14 protein-coding genes are annotated in these 14,160 nt (G+C 61.5%); 1 reads left to right on the top strand and 13 read right to left on the bottom strand.

Annotated elements, in window-relative coordinates; all coding sequences use genetic code 11:
• Positions 1-26: 26 nt before the first annotated feature.
• The 10 genes from motD to flhA all read right to left on the bottom strand — a co-directional run bounded on the left by motD (position 27) and on the right by flhA (position 11,714).
• Complete coding sequence (gene motD / locus K5K89_RS20770) at positions 27-914, bottom strand: flagellar motor protein MotD (RefSeq protein WP_222540177.1); 888 nt, start codon at positions 912-914, stop codon at positions 27-29.
• 196 nt (positions 915-1,110) lie between these two features.
• On the bottom strand, positions 1,111-1,851 hold the full coding sequence (locus K5K89_RS20775) for a flagellar motor protein (RefSeq protein WP_033900785.1): 741 nt from the start codon (positions 1,849-1,851) through the stop codon (positions 1,111-1,113).
• Positions 1,851-2,981: a chemotaxis response regulator protein-glutamate methylesterase gene (locus K5K89_RS20780; protein ID WP_071489813.1), complete on the bottom strand. Its 1,131-nt coding sequence runs from the start codon at positions 2,979-2,981 to the stop codon at positions 1,851-1,853. Before K5K89_RS20780 ends, K5K89_RS20775 begins: the two co-directional genes overlap by 1 nt.
• A 48-nt stretch (positions 2,982-3,029) precedes the next feature.
• Positions 3,030-5,231: a chemotaxis protein CheA gene (locus K5K89_RS20785; protein WP_071489814.1), complete on the bottom strand. Its 2,202-nt coding sequence runs from the start codon at positions 5,229-5,231 to the stop codon at positions 3,030-3,032.
• A gap of 11 nt (positions 5,232-5,242) precedes the next feature.
• Positions 5,243-6,031, bottom strand: coding sequence for a protein phosphatase CheZ (locus K5K89_RS20790; protein ID WP_058427225.1), 789 nt, complete (start codon positions 6,029-6,031; stop codon positions 5,243-5,245).
• Between the two features lie 18 nt (positions 6,032-6,049).
• Positions 6,050-6,424: a chemotaxis response regulator CheY gene (locus K5K89_RS20795; protein ID WP_015885173.1), complete on the bottom strand. Its 375-nt coding sequence runs from the start codon at positions 6,422-6,424 to the stop codon at positions 6,050-6,052.
• 169 nt (positions 6,425-6,593) lie between these two features.
• Positions 6,594-7,334: an RNA polymerase sigma factor FliA gene (gene fliA / locus K5K89_RS20800; protein WP_016976604.1), complete on the bottom strand. Its 741-nt coding sequence runs from the start codon at positions 7,332-7,334 to the stop codon at positions 6,594-6,596.
• Positions 7,331-8,164 carry a flagellar synthesis regulator FleN gene (gene fleN / locus K5K89_RS20805; protein WP_003192912.1) on the bottom strand — a complete coding sequence of 278 codons (834 nt, stop codon included), beginning with the start codon at positions 8,162-8,164 and terminating at the stop codon, positions 7,331-7,333. Before fleN ends, fliA begins: the two co-directional genes overlap by 4 nt.
• A gap of 106 nt (positions 8,165-8,270) precedes the next feature.
• Positions 8,271-9,587 carry a flagellar biosynthesis protein FlhF gene (flhF, locus tag K5K89_RS20810; RefSeq protein ID WP_071489815.1) on the bottom strand — a complete coding sequence of 439 codons (1,317 nt, stop codon included), beginning with the start codon at positions 9,585-9,587 and terminating at the stop codon, positions 8,271-8,273.
• A gap of 12 nt (positions 9,588-9,599) precedes the next feature.
• Positions 9,600-11,714 carry a flagellar biosynthesis protein FlhA gene (flhA, locus tag K5K89_RS20815; protein WP_219731804.1) on the bottom strand — a complete coding sequence of 705 codons (2,115 nt, stop codon included), beginning with the start codon at positions 11,712-11,714 and terminating at the stop codon, positions 9,600-9,602.
• 506 nt (positions 11,715-12,220) lie between these two features.
• Between flhA and K5K89_RS28730 the strand changes: the two genes are divergently transcribed.
• The gene (locus tag K5K89_RS28730; protein WP_371914797.1) at positions 12,221-12,406 is read left to right on the top strand and encodes a DUF6124 family protein; all 186 of its coding nucleotides are present in this window, start codon (positions 12,221-12,223) and stop codon (positions 12,404-12,406) included.
• 44 nt (positions 12,407-12,450) lie between these two features.
• On the opposite strand, the gene K5K89_RS20820 is transcribed toward K5K89_RS28730, so the two are convergent.
• The 3 genes from K5K89_RS20820 to flhB all read right to left on the bottom strand — a co-directional run bounded on the left by K5K89_RS20820 (position 12,451) and on the right by flhB (position 14,158).
• Positions 12,451-12,651, bottom strand: a complete 201-nt coding sequence (locus K5K89_RS20820) for a cold-shock protein (RefSeq protein ID WP_222540178.1) — start codon at positions 12,649-12,651, stop codon at positions 12,451-12,453.
• An 18-nt stretch (positions 12,652-12,669) separates the two neighbouring features.
• Positions 12,670-12,888, bottom strand: a complete 219-nt coding sequence (locus tag K5K89_RS20825; RefSeq protein WP_261400738.1) for a cold-shock protein — start codon at positions 12,886-12,888, stop codon at positions 12,670-12,672.
• 133 nt (positions 12,889-13,021) lie between these two features.
• Entirely contained in the window at positions 13,022-14,158 is a 1,137-nt protein-coding gene (gene flhB / locus K5K89_RS20830; RefSeq protein WP_071489819.1) for a flagellar biosynthesis protein FlhB, read from the bottom strand.
• Positions 14,159-14,160: the final 2 nt, after the last annotated feature.

Consider the following 14,160-nt stretch of genomic DNA (forward strand, 5'->3'; position numbering starts at 1 on the left):
AGGCGCGACCGAGACATTGCATGGGGTTATTGAGCCAGCGACGGAGAATTGACGGCACTCTGTCGAACCGGCGGTTTTACCGGGGCCGGTGCAGTTTGTGTGCCAGCCCGCTTCAAGGCCGCATCCGGTGTTGCATTGGCGGTGCCGGTGCCGGTCAGGCTGCGGCGCACATCCAGGTTGCGCGAGACCACCAGCACCACCCGACGGTTACGCGCGCGGCCTTGCGCCGTGGCGTTGTTGGCCACCGGCTGGAACTCACCGTAGCCCACCGACGCCAGGCGTCCAGGGTTGACGCCCTGCATCGCCAGCATCCTGACGATGCTCGCCGCTCGTGCCGACGACAGCTCCCAGTTGGTCGGGTACTGCGCGGTGCTGATCGGAACGTTGTCAGTGAAGCCTTCGACGTGGATCGGGTTCTCGAACGGTTTGAGGATCGCCGCCACTTTGTCGATGATGGTGAATGCCTGGTCGCTGGGCATCGCATCGGCGCTGGCGAACAGCAGGCTGGAGTTCAACTCGATCTCCACCCACAACTCGTTGCCGCGCACGGTCATCTGGTTGGAGCTGATCAAGTCGCCAAACGCGGCGCTGATGTCGTCCGCGATGCTTTTCAGCGGGTCGCTGGTGCCGCCCACGCCGGCGGCGGTTTCATCGCTGTCGTTGACCAGCGGCTTGACCGGGGTCACGGTCTTGGGCCGTTCTTCACCAATAGGGATCGGCTTGAGCGCACGGTCGGCATCGTTGAACACGCCGATCAGCGCCTGGGAAATGACTTTGTACTTGCCTTCGTTGATCGACGAGATGGAGTACATCACCACGAAAAACGCGAACAGCAGGGTGATGAAGTCCGCATAGGACACCAGCCACCGCTCGTGGTTGACGTGTTCTTCAGGCTCGCGACGGCGACGGCTCACAGGCAATTACCTCCCTGCACACAGTACTCACTGCCAACCGGTTCATTGTGGCGAGCGAGCTTGCTCGCGTTGGGCTGCGGAGCAGCCCCAAAACCCGGCACCGCAATCTTTCTGAAAAAACACGGTGCCTGGATCAGGGCCGCTTCGCGCCCCAACGCGAGCAAGCTCGCTCGCCACAAGTAGATACTCATGGTCATCAATCCATGAAGCCCTGGAGCTTCAATTCGATGGAACGCGGGTTCTCGCCCTCGGCGATCGACAGAATGCCTTCGAGCAGCATCTCGCGATAACGCGACTGGCGCATGGCAATCGACTTGAGTTTGCTGGCCACCGGCAACAGCACCAGGTTGGCACTGGCCACGCCGTAGATGGTGGCGACAAACGCCACGGCAATGCCGCTGCCCAGTTGCGAGGGGTCGGCCAGGTTGCCCATCACGTGGATCAGGCCCATCACCGCACCGATGATGCCGATGGTCGGCGCGTAGCCGCCCATGCTTTCGTAGACTTTGGCGGCGTTGATATCGCGGCTTTCCTGGGTGTAGAAATCCACTTCCAGAATGCTGCGGATCGCTTCCGGCTCGGCACCGTCCACCAGCAATTGCAGGCCTTTGCGCGCGTAGCTGTCAGGCTCGGCATCGGCCACGCCTTCCAGGCCCAGCAGACCTTCCTTGCGCGCGGTGAGGCTCCAGTTGACCACGCGGTCGATGCCACCGGGCAGGTCCACGCGTGGCGGGAAAATGATCCATATCAGAATCTGCATGGCGCGCTTGAACGAGCTCATGGGCGATTGCAACAACGCCGCGCCCACGGTGCCGCCGATCACGATCAGCGCCGCCGGGCCGTTGGCCAGGGCGCCGAGGTGCCCGCCCTCGAGGTAGTTGCCGCCGATGATCGCGACAAACGCCATGATGATGCCGATCAGGCTCAGTACATCCATCAGAGGCAGGCCTCCACCAGATGCTTGCCGATGTCGTCCAGGCTGTAGACGGCGTCGGCCAGGTCCGCCTTGACGATGGCCATGGGCATGCCATAGATCACGCAGCTGGCTTCGTCCTGGGCCCAGATGGCACTGCCGCCCTGCTTGAGCAGGCGCGCACCTTCACGGCCGTCGGCGCCCATGCCGGTGAGCACCACCGCCAGAACTTTGTCACCGTAGGACTTGGCTGCCGAACCGAAGGTGATGTCCACGCACGGCTTGTAATTCAGACGTTCGTCGCCCGGCAGGATTTTGATCGCGCCACGGCCGTCGACCATCATCTGCTTGCCACCGGGGGCCAGCAGCGCCAGGCCAGGGCGCAGGATGTCGCCATCCTCGGCTTCCTTGACGCTGATGCGGCACAGCTTGTCCAGGCGCTCGGCGAACGCCTTGGTGAACGCCGCCGGCATGTGCTGGATCAATACGATCGGCGCCGGGAAGTTGGCCGGCAATTGGGTCAATACGCGTTGCAGCGCAACCGGGCCGCCGGTGGAGGTGCCGATGGCGACCAGCTTGTAGGCCTTGCGCTTGGGTGCGGGCGAATGCGAAGACGCAGGCGCCGCCGTGCGAGCGGGTGCCACCGCAGGCCGTGCCACCGGCGCAGGCGCAGGGCGCGCAAACGACGATGTCGGTGCCGCTGGAGCCGGTGCTGGCGCAGCGGTTGGCGCAGGCGCGCTGAACAGGCTGCGACGGTTACTGCGCGAAATGCTGTGCACTTTCTCGCAGAGCATCTGCTTGACCTTCTCGGGGTTGCGCGAGATGTCTTCGAAATTCTTCGGCAGGAAGTCCACCGCGCCGGCGTCCAGCGCATCCAGGGTGACCCGGGCGCCTTCGTGCGTCAGCGAGGAAAACATCAGGACCGGGGTCGGGCAGCGTTGCATGATGTGCCGGACTGCCGTGATGCCATCCATCATCGGCATCTCGTAGTCCATGGTGATCACGTCCGGTTTCAACGCAATGGCTTGATCAATCGCCTCTTTGCCGTTGGTGGCCGTGCCGACCACCTGGATCGTTGGATCGGCGGAAAGAATTTCCGAGACGCGGCGGCGGAAGAAACCCGAATCGTCCACCACCAGGACCTTGACTGCCATAAACACTCCGTTAGGCGGGGCGGGCACTACCGCCCTGCCCCACCAGAATCAAATACGCCGAGCGGCGTAACGCTTGAGCATGCTCGGAACATCGAGAATCAGCGCGATCCGACCGTCACCGGTGATGGTCGCACCCGACATGCCCGGGGTTCCCTGCAGCATCTTGCCCAAAGGCTTGATGACCACTTCTTCCTGGCCAACCAGTTGGTCGACGACAAAGCCGATGCGCTGAGTGCCCACGGAGAGAATCACCACATGGCCTTCGCGCTGCTCTTCATGCTTGGCCGATGCCACCAGCCAGCGCTTGAGGTAGAACAGGGGCAATGCCTTGTCGCGCACGATCACCACTTCCTGGCCGTCCACCACGTTGGTGCGCGACAGGTCGAGGTGGAAGATTTCGTTGACGTTGACCAGCGGGAAGGCGAACGCCTGGTTGCCCAGCATCACCATCAGGGTCGGCATGATCGCCAGGGTCAACGGCACCTTGATGACGATCTTGGAGCCCTGGCCCTTGGTCGAGTAGATGTTGATCGAGCCGTTGAGCTGGCTGATCTTGGTCTTCACCACGTCCATGCCGACGCCACGGCCGGACACGTCGGAAATCTCGGTCTTGGTCGAGAAGCCCGGGGCGAAGATCAGGTTGTAGCACTCGGTGTCGGTCAGGCGGTCGGCGGCGTCCTTGTCCATCACGCCGCGCTTGACCGCGATGTTGCGCAATATGGTCGGGTCCATGCCTTTGCCGTCGTCAGTGATCGACAGCAGGATGTGGTCGCCCTCTTGCTCGGCGGCCAGGATCACCTTGCCGTTGCGCGACTTGCCCGAGGCTTCGCGCTCTTCCGGGGTTTCCACGCCGTGGTCCACGGCGTTGCGCACCAAGTGGACCAGCGGGTCGGCCAGGGCCTCGACCAGGTTCTTGTCGAGGTCGGTTTCTTCGCCCACCAGTTCCAGGTTGATTTCTTTCTTCAGCTGACGCGCGAGGTCGCGAACCAGGCGCGGGAAGCGCCCGAAGACTTTCTTGATCGGCTGCATCCGCGTTTTCATCACGGCGGTCTGCAGGTCGGCGGTCACCACGTCGAGGTTCGACACGGCCTTTTGCATGGCTTCATCGCCGCTGCTCAGGCCCAGGCGCACCAGGCGGTTACGCACCAGTACCAGTTCGCCGACCATGTTCATGATGTCGTCCAGGCGCGCGGTATCCACCCGCACGGTGGTCTCGGCTTCACTGGCAGGCTTCTCGGCTGCCGGTGCCGGGGCGGCGCGCGCCGGAGCAGGTGCGGCGGCCGGAGCCGGTGCTGGCTTGGCGGCTGGAGCAGGCGCAGCGGCCTTGGCGGCGGCCGGTGCAGCTGTCGCAACCGCAGCGGCCGGGGCCACTTCACTGAACTTGCCCTTGCCGTGCAATTCGTCCAGCAGGGATTCGAACTCGTGATCGGAGATCAGCCCATCGCCCGCAGGAGCGGCACTGGCAGCAGCCGGTGCCGCAGCCGTGGCGGCGACTTCCGGCAAGGCGTCGGCCGCGAAGGTGCCCTTGCCATGCAGTTGGTCGAGCAATGCCTCGAACTCATCGTCGGTAATATCGGTGCTGGCGCTGGCCGCCGGTGCATCCGCAGCCGCAGCGGCGGGTGCCACGGCGTCAGCCGCAAACTGGCCTTTGCCATGCAACTGGTCGAGCAGCGATTCGAACTCAGCGTCGGTGATGTCTTCGCTGGTCGGTGCGGCGACCGGCGCGGCCGGTGCTTGCGCCTCGGCCTTGACGGCACTGAGGGAGTTGAGCAGCTGCTCGAACTCGCTGTCGGTCACATCCGGTTCGGCCTCAACCACAGGCTCCGGCGCGGCTTCAACCACCGGTGCGGCCGACGTGTCAGCAGGCTCCGCATAGCGCGCCAGGGCGGCCAGCAGTTCCGGGGTCGCCGCCGTGATCGGGGCACGCTCACGCACCTCGCTGAACATGCCGTTGACCGCATCCAGTGCTTCGAGAATCACGTCCATCAACTCCGAATCAACGTGACGCTCACCCTTGCGCAGGATGTCGAACACGTTCTCGGCGATGTGGCAGCACTCCACCAGCTCATGGAGCTGGAGGAAGCCGGCGCCCCCTTTTACAGTGTGAAAACCGCGAAAAATTGCATTGAGCAGGTTCGCATCATCCGGTCGGCTTTCCAGCTCGACCAGTTGCTCGGACAACTGCTCTAAAATTTCGCCGGCCTCTACAAGGAAATCCTGAAGGATTTCTTCATCGGCGCCGAAGCTCATGTGGGTGCTCCTTAGAAGCCTAAACTGGATAACAGGTCATCGACATCATCTTGACCCGATACAACGTCTTCACGTTTATCGGCATGAATCTGCGGACCTTCACCCTTGGCGAGATGTTTTTGTGGATCTTTTTCCGAGAGGATCGCTTCGCGGTCATGTTCGATGCCGGCGAAACGGTCAACCTGGCCTGCCATAAGCACCAATTTGAGCAAGTTGCTTTCCACTTCGGTGACCAACTGGGTCACACGCTTGATCACCTGACCGGTGAGGTCCTGGTAATCCTGGGCCAGCAGAATGTCGTTGAGGTTGCTGGAAACCGTACGGTTTTCCTGCTCGCTGCGTGACAGGAAACCGTCGACCCGACGCGCCAACTCGCGAAACTCCTCGGCCCCCACTTCCCGGCGCATGAAGCGGCCCCAGTCGTGGCTCAGGGCCTGGGCCTCAGTGGCCATGCCGTTGACCAGGGGCGTGGCGTTTTCCACCAGGTCCATGGTGCGGTTGGCCGCCGCCTCAGTCAGCCTGACCACATAGGACAGGCGTTCGGTGGCATCGGTGATTTGCGAGATTTCTTCGGCCTGGGGCATGTGCGGGTCAATCTGGAAATTGACGATCGCACTGTGCAGCTCGCGTGTGAGCTTGCCCACTTCCTGGTACAGGCCGCGGTCACGGGTCTGGTTGAGCTCATGGATTAACTGCACCGCGTCGCCGAACTGGCCTCTTTCAAGGCTGTCGACCAACTGGTGAGCATGCTTTTTCAGGGTCGACTCGAAGTCTCCCTGTGACGTTTCTTTATGCTCCATAGCTCCCCCGCGATGGCATTAGCCGTGGATGCGTTCGAAGATTTTTTCGATCTTCTCTTTCAAGGCCAATGCCGTGAATGGCTTGACCACGTAACCGTTGACCCCGGCCTGGGCGGCTTCGATGATCTGCTCACGCTTGGCTTCGGCGGTGACCATCAGCACAGGCAGGCTGCGCAGCTTTTCGTCAGCGCGCACGTGGCGCAGCAAGTCGATACCGGTCATGCCCGGCATGTTCCAGTCCGTTACCAGAAAGTCGATGCTCCCGCTGTTGAGGATCGGAATGGCCGTAATGCCGTCATCCGCCTCGACCGTGTTTGTGAACCCAAGGTCACGCAACAGGTTTTTTATGATCCGCCGCATCGTTGAGAAGTCATCAACGATGAGGATTTTCATGTTCTTGTCCAATTCGACCTCCAAGCAGTCTTAAACGCGCCCAGCACCTGGACGCGCCATTTCAATCAACAGGCATTACACAAAAAGGACTGCCGGGGGCACCACGGGTCGAACCCGCGAAGGCCGGTTGCCCTCGCGGTATCGTCTGCAGTGTCCCCACACTGCCTGTTCAGCGCGCTCGCCACTCTCCCAAACGCCCCCGCAAGCGGGCTGCGCACTGGCTGTGCAACTGGCTGACCCGCGATTCGCTGACACCCAGGACCTCACCGATTTCCTTGAGGTTCAGCTCTTCGTCGTAGTACAGCGCCAACACCAGCCGCTCACGCTCCGGCAAATTGGCAATCGCGTCCGCCAACGCTCCCTGGAAACGCTCATCTTCCAGGTCACGCGATGGCTCCATATGAGCACTCGCGCCGTCCTCGTGCAGCCCTTCATGTTCGCCGTCCTGCAACAGGTCGTCGAAACTGAACAGGCGGCTGCCCAAGGTATCGTTCAAAATCCCGTAGTAATCGTCGAGACTCAATTGGAGTTCGGCCGCAACTTCGTGATCTTTAGCGTCGCGACCGGTTTTTGCTTCAATTGCGCGAATTGCGTCACTGACCATGCGTGTGTTGCGGTGTACCGAACGCGGCGCCCAGTCACCTTTGCGCACTTCATCGAGCATCGCGCCACGGATGCGGATGCCCGCATACGTCTCGAAACTCGCCCCCTTGCTCGCGTCGTATTTGGTCGACACTTCGAGCAGGCCGATCATGCCCGCCTGGATCAGGTCTTCGACCTGCACGCTGGCGGGCAGGCGTGCCAGCAGGTGATAGGCAATGCGCTTGACCAGGGGCGCGTAGCGCTCGATCAACTCGCCCTGGCTGTCACGGGCAGACTTCTTGTAAGCGTTGTAGCCGGTCGCTGTCATAGCACGGGTCCTGCGCTCGTCTGATGCACCAATCGCTCGACGAAAAACTCCAGATGCCCCCGGGGGTTGGCGGGCAACGGCCAGGTATCGACCTTCTGGGCAATAGCCTTGAACGCCAATGCACACTTGGAACGAGGGAATGCTTCGTAGACTGCACGCTGCTTTTGCACAGCCTTGCGCACACACTCGTCGTAGGGAACTGCGCCGACGTATTGTAAGGCGACATCGAGGAAACGATCCGTGACCTTGGTCAACTTGGCGAACAGGTTGCGCCCTTCCTGCGGACTCTGGGCCATGTTGGCCAGGACGCGGAAGCGGTTCATGCCGTAATCACGGTTAAGCAGTTTGATCAGGGCGTAGGCGTCGGTGATCGAGGTGGGTTCATCGCAGACCACCAGCAACACTTCCTGCGCGGCGCGCACGAAGCTGACCACGGATTCGCCGATCCCGGCGGCGGTGTCGATCACCAGCACGTCGAGGTTGTCGCCGATGTCACTGAAGGCCTGGATCAGGCCGGCATGCTGCGCCGGGCTCAGGTGCACCATGCTCTGGGTGCCGGAGGCGGCCGGGACGATGCGGATGCCACCGGGCCCTTGCAGCAGCACATCGCGCAGCTCACAACGGCCCTCGATCACATCGGCAAGGGTGTGCTTGGGCGTCAGCCCCAGCAGAACGTCGACGTTCGCCAACCCCAGGTCAGCATCCAGCAGCATGACGCGACGGCCAAGCTCTGCCAGGGCCAGGGACAAATTCACTGACACGTTAGTTTTTCCGACGCCACCTTTGCCGCCGGTCACCGCGATCACCTGTACGGGATGCATGCTGCCCATTTTATTTCTTTACCTTGTCTTGCTTAGACGCAGGCTACATGGCTTGGCCGCGTGAATCGCTTGCAGACCATCGATGTAGATACTTTTCACGGTGTTCATACCGTCCTCAACCTACCCGCTTCGCCGGGTTGTGGTAGAGGTCGGCGAACATATCGGCCATCGCTTCCTCGCTAGGCTCGTCTTGCATTTGCACGCTGACTGCACGGCTGACCAACTGATGACGGCGCGGCAGATGCAGATCATCCGGAATCCGCGGCCCGTCGGTCAGGTAGGCGACCGGCAATTCATGACTGATGGCCAGGCTCAGCACCTCGCCCAGGCTCGCGGTTTCGTCGAGCTTGGTGAGGATGCAACCGGCCAGGCCGCAGCGCTTGTAACTATGATACGCAGCGGTAAGAACCTGTTTCTGGCTGGTGGTTGCAAGCACCAGGTAATTTTTCGACTTGATGCCACGCCCGGCCAGGCTTTCCAACTGCATGCGCAAGGCCGGGTCGCTGGCTTGCAGGCCGGCGGTATCAATCAGCACCACGCGCTTGCGCAGCAGCGGGTCGAGGGCGTTGGCCAGGGACTGGCCCGGGTCGACATGGGTCACCGGCACATTGAGAATGCGGCCCAGGGTCTTGAGCTGCTCCTGGGCACCAATACGGTAGCTGTCCATGCTCACCAGCGCGATATTCTGAGCGCCGTACTTGAGCACGTAACGGGCGGCCAGCTTGGCCAGGGTGGTGGTCTTGCCCATGCCGGCAGGGCCGACCATGGCGATCACACCGCCCTCTTCCAGAGGTTCGATTTCCGGGGTGGCAATCATCCGCGCCAGATGGGCCAGCAACATGCGCCAGGCCTGACGAGGCTCTTCGATCTCGGTGGTCAGGGCCAGCAGGTCGCGGGACAACGGGCCGGACAGGCCGATGCGTTGCAGGCGGCGCCACAGGTTGGCCTGTTGCGGTTTGCTGCCTTGCAACTGGTTCCAGGCCAGCGAGCCCAACTGCACTTCGAGCAGCTCACGCAAACCGTTGAGTTCAAAGCGCATCGAATCGAACACGCGCTGGTCAACCGCCGCTGCCGGGGCTGGCGCAGCGGGACGCGGCGGCTCTTTGAAGGTCGGCTCAACCAATGGCTCGGCGGCGGTCAGCGGCAGACCGGCGAACAACTGACGATTGGTGGTGGCATCGCTGTCGCCACGCATGCTCAGTTCAGCCTGGGCCGAGACGATGCGCGAAGCGGTCTTGCGCAGCTCGTCTTCGAGCTCCATGTTCGGCACGCGCGGCGCCAGGGCCGAAGGGGTGTAATCCAGGGCAGCCGTCAGCTCGACACCGCCGGCAATACGACGGTTGCCGATAATCGCGGCGTCGGCGCCCAGCTCATCACGAACCAGTTTCATGGCCTGACGCATATCGGCGGCGAAAAAACGCTTCACTTGCATAACCCACTACCCTCAGCCGTTGGGCCCTACTGTCGCGACGATAGTCACTTGCTTGTTGTCAGGAATTTCCTGATAAGCCAAAACGTGCAAATTCGGTACTGCCAGGCGCCCAAACCGCGACAACATCGCCCGGACCGGGCCTGCCACCAGCAGGATCACCGGTTGGCCTTGCATTTCCTGGCGTTGCGCGGCGTCGATCAACGAACGCTGCAGCTTCTCGGCCATGCTTGGCTCCAGCAGAACGCCCTCTTCCTGGCCTTGTCCTGCCTTCTGAATACTATTGAGCAATATTTGTTCCAACCTGGGTTCCAAGGTGATCACAGGCAGCTCGGAGTCAAGCCCTACAATGCTTTGCACGATTGCACGCGACAATCCGACGCGCACCGCAGCCACCAGCGCGGCAGTATCTTGACTCTTGGCGGCATTGTTGGCGATAGCCTCGGCAATGCTGCGAATGTCGCGCACCGGCACCTGTTCGGCCAGCAACGCCTGCAATACCTTGAGCAACTGGGACAGCGACAGAATGCCCGGCACCAGCTCTTCGGCGAGTTTTGGCGAGGCTTTGCCGAGCAAACCCATCAATTGCTGGACTTCTTCGTGGCCGATCAGCTCGTGGGAGTGCTTGTACAGGATCTGGTTGAGGTGGGTGGCGACCACGGTGCTGGCGTCCACCACGGTGTAACCCAGGGACTGCGCCTGGCTGCGCTGACTGATTTCGATCCATACCGCGTCCAGGCCAAAAGCCGGATCTTTGGCGGTAATGCCGTTGAGGCTGCCGAACACCTGCCCCGGGTTGATTGCCAGCTCGCGGTCCGGGTAGATCTCGGCTTCCGCCAGGATCACGCCCATCAGGGTCAGGCGGTAGGCGCTGGGCGCCAGGTCAAGGTTGTCGCGGATATGCACGGTGGGCATCAGGAAGCCCAGGTCCTGGGACAGCTTCTTGCGCACGCCCTTGATCCGCGCGAGCAATTGACCACCCTGGTTGCGGTCCACCAGCGGAATGAGGCGGTAGCCGACTTCCAGGCCGATCATGTCGATCGGGGTCACGTCATCCCAGCCCAGCTCCTTGGTTTCCTGGGCGCGGGCCGGGGATGGCAGCAGTTCCTGCTGACGCGCAATCTCCTGCTGGGCCTGGACCTTGACCGCATTCTGCTTTTTCCAGAACAGGTAGGCCGCACCGCCGGCCAGGGCCGCCATGGTCAGGAACGATACGTGGGGCATGCCCGGCACGATGCCCATGATCGCCATGATGCCCGCCGCCACGGCCAGGGCCTTGGGCGAGGCGAACATCTGCCGGCTGATCTGCTTGCCCATGTCTTCGGAGCCCGAAGCACGGGTCACCATGATCGCCGCTGCTGTGGATAACAACAGTGATGGCAATTGCGCCACTAAACCGTCACCGATGGTCAGCAAGGCGTAGACCTTGCCCGCATCGCCGAAGGTCATGCCGTGTTGGAAGATACCGACGGCCATGCCGCCGATGAGGTTGATGAACAGAATCAGCAGGCCGGCGATGGCGTCACCGCGCACGAATTTGCTGGCACCGTCCATGGAGCCGTAGAACTCGGCTTCCTGTGCCACTTCCAGGCGGCGTGTCTTGGCCTGGTTCTGGTCGATCAGGCCGGCGTTGAGGTCGGCGTCGATCGCCATTTGTTTGCCGGGCATGGCGTCGAGGGTAAACCGCGCGCTCACCTCGGAAATCCGCCCGGCGCCCTTGGTCACCACCACGAAGTTGATAATCATCAGGATCGCGAACACCACGATACCCACCACATAGTTACCGCCGATCACCACCTCGCCGAAGGCCTGGATCACCTTGCCGGCGGCGGCATGGCCGTCCTGGCCGTGGAGCATCACCACGCGGGTGGACGCCACGTTGAGCGCCAGGCGCAACAAGGTCGCCACCAGCAGGATGGTCGGGAACACCGCGAAATCCAGCGGCCGCAAAGCATACACGCAGACCAGCAGCACCACGACGGACAGGGCAATGTTGAAGGTAAAGAACACGTCGAGCAGGAACGGCGGCATCGGCAACATCATCATTGCCAGCATCACCAGCAACAACAACGGCACACCCAGATTGCCCCGCGAGAGGTCAGTCAGGGTGCTGCGCGCCGTGCCGAGCATTTGAGAGCGATCCACCAGTATTCCTCGTGTCCTTTGAAGCAAAGTTTTGACGCGGCTGGGCGTCCTGGAGGCGGTATTGCAAGAAGCCTTCCAACTTTTGTTTTGGAACGTCGATCGCTATGAACGCCCACGTTTTTTCGGAAAGAACACATTTTAAATGTGGGAGGGGGCTTGCCCCCGATCGCAGCTTGCCAGACTAAGAGTTGGTGACCGACACAACGCCATCGGGGGCAAGCCCCCTCCCACACTTGGATGTGCGCGCAGACAGTACTACTGGGGAAATTTCCGATAAGGTTTTGCGGTTGCCCCTAGGAAACTCGCTCTCTAGTCTCCGTACACCGCTGCAAACGCAGTGGGCGGGCGTCGCGGCCCGGCTTACCAATGCGCAGAAGCGCCATTGTCCGCTTTCAGTTGACGCCTTTTTATCGTCTACTGTGCGGCCTTATGGTGGCTGTGCGCGGGATACCCTCGGGTATGCCGGGTCCATTGGTAACCGGTCCGCGAACCTGCGCACAGCTGCCACCCTCCATCGCGTCGCGGCGATCAGTGGCGGCTCCACTTACATGAGTGACTTTGCCTTCGAGTTGGACCGGACAAAACGTGAAGGTGCGCTGGGTGTTGCGCAGTTGATCGGGCTGGCGAAGCTGCTGGCTGACAGAGTGCTGGAGGACAGCGAGCACTTGATGGCCTGATGGCTGATCGTTCCTGTATCACCCTGCAGGAACGATCATCAAGCTCATAGGACGCGGACGTTCTCGGCCTGAGCGCCTTTGGGCCCTTGCGTAACGTCGAACTCCACTTTTTGGTTCTCTTCAAGCGTCTTGAAACCTTCGCACGTGATGGCTGAATAATGGACAAAAACATCAACGCCATCTTTTTGGGCAATAAACCCAAAACCCTTCTCCGCGTTAAACCACTTCACCGTACCTGTTGCCATTGCCGTTCTCCTGATATCTCACTCAAGGACTTGCTGGATGACCCTGACATCGGACGCAAAAACGCCGTCAGGTCGATGGATCTTCTGAAAGACCACCTGCACCCCCACCGCAAGCCGGACGTCCCGCGAACCAATGAGATCCACCGGAACGGCCTCGCCATCCACGACAATCAAACCCTTTCCAGTTTTCCGGTCATAGGATTTGACGATGCCTCTGATAACCCGATTCAAAACCACTCTCCCTGCATCTCGTTTACAGCCTGCGCGCAGTGCATAGGGCAATAGAACCGCGAGCAGCGCGCTTTGGCTACTGTGAAGTCTGACAGGTAGACGACAGTTATCGATGAGTGGTAGGCAGAGCGGGAGTACGTCAGGAATCGCGGCGCAAATCCGGCGGAATCGGCAAATCCTTGAGCGGATCCGGGCGCTTGCCTTTGCCGGCGCGGTATTGGCGAATCTGATAGACATACGCCAGCACCTGAGCCACCGCCAGGTACAACCCGGCGGGAATCTCCTGGTCGAGGTCGGTGGAGTAGAAAATCGACCGCGCCAGCTCCGGCGACTCCAGCAACAGGATGTCGTTGGCCACCGCGATCTCGCGGATCTTCAAGGCGGTAAAGTCACTGCCCTTGGCCAGCAGCATCGGCGCGCCGCCCTTCTCCGGGTCGTATTTGAGGGCGACGGCATAGTGGGTCGGGTTGGTGATGACCACATCGGCGTCGGGCACCGAGGCCATCATCTTGCGCTGGGACATCTCGCGCTGCAGTTGGCGGATGCGTTGCTTGACCTCGGGGCGCCCTTCTTGGTCCTTGTGCTCGTCGCGCACTTCCTGTTTGGTCATCAACAGTTTCTTGTGGCTTTCCCACAACTGGATCGGCGCATCCACCGCCGCGATGATGATCAGCCCGGCCGCCATCCACAGCGCACTCCAGCCCACCACCTGCACGCTGTGGATGATCGCCGACTCCAGCGGTTCATGGGCAATGAGCAGCAGATCATCAATGTCGGACGACAGCACCATCAGCGCCACGAACAGGATCAGAATGAACTTGGCCAGCGCCTTGAGTAGCTCCACCAGGGCCTTGGTGGAGAACATGCGCTTGAGCCCGGCGCCAGGGTTCATGCGGCTGAACTTGGGCGCCATGCTGCCGGCAGCGAACAGCCAGCCGCCCAAGGCGACCGGGCCGATCAGTGCGGCGAGCAGCAAGGTGATCAGAATCGGCTGCACCGCCAGGATCGCGATCTTGCCCGAATGCAACAGGTACCGGCCCATGGCGTCGGGGTTGAGCAGCACCTCGCGAGGCAAGGCGAAGTTGTGTTTCATCAACTCCATCAGGTCCAGCGCCAGGCCGCCGCCGTAGATGAGCAACGCGCCGGCACCGGCCATCATGGTGGCGACGGTATTGAGCTCTTTTGAGCGGGCAATCTCACCCTTTTCCCGGGAGTCCTTTTTACGTTTCTCCGTGGGGTCTTCTGTTTTGTCCTGACCACTCTCGCTCTCAGCCATGG

This window comes from Pseudomonas sp. DR208, from assembly GCF_019823005.1.
Lineage (GTDB): Bacteria > Pseudomonadota > Gammaproteobacteria > Pseudomonadales > Pseudomonadaceae > Aquipseudomonas > Aquipseudomonas extremorientalis.

Bases quoted from the DNA above. Each gene is read 5' to 3' on its own strand.
- K5K89_RS20775 (WP_033900785.1), bottom strand. From the start codon at position 1,851: ATGGATGTACTGAGCCTGATCGGCATCATCATGGCGTTTGTCGCGATC.
- K5K89_RS20780 (WP_071489813.1), bottom strand. From the start codon at position 2,981: ATGGCAGTCAAGGTCCTGGTGGTGGACGATTCGGGTTTCTTCCGCCGC.
- K5K89_RS20785 (WP_071489814.1), bottom strand. From the start codon at position 5,231: ATGAGCTTCGGCGCCGATGAAGAAATCCTTCAGGATTTCCTTGTAGAG.
- K5K89_RS20790 (WP_058427225.1), bottom strand. From the start codon at position 6,031: ATGGAGCATAAAGAAACGTCACAGGGAGACTTCGAGTCGACCCTGAAA.
- K5K89_RS20795 (WP_015885173.1), bottom strand. From the start codon at position 6,424: ATGAAAATCCTCATCGTTGATGACTTCTCAACGATGCGGCGGATCATA.
- fliA (WP_016976604.1), bottom strand. From the start codon at position 7,334: ATGACAGCGACCGGCTACAACGCTTACAAGAAGTCTGCCCGTGACAGC.
- fleN (WP_003192912.1), bottom strand. From the start codon at position 8,164: ATGGGCAGCATGCATCCCGTACAGGTGATCGCGGTGACCGGCGGCAAA.
- flhF (WP_071489815.1), bottom strand. From the start codon at position 9,587: ATGCAAGTGAAGCGTTTTTTCGCCGCCGATATGCGTCAGGCCATGAAA.
- flhA (WP_219731804.1), bottom strand. From the start codon at position 11,714: ATGCTCGGCACGGCGCGCAGCACCCTGACTGACCTCTCGCGGGGCAAT.
- K5K89_RS20820 (WP_222540178.1), bottom strand. From the start codon at position 12,651: ATGGCAACAGGTACGGTGAAGTGGTTTAACGCGGAGAAGGGTTTTGGG.
- flhB (WP_071489819.1), bottom strand. From the start codon at position 14,158: ATGGCTGAGAGCGAGAGTGGTCAGGACAAAACAGAAGACCCCACGGAG.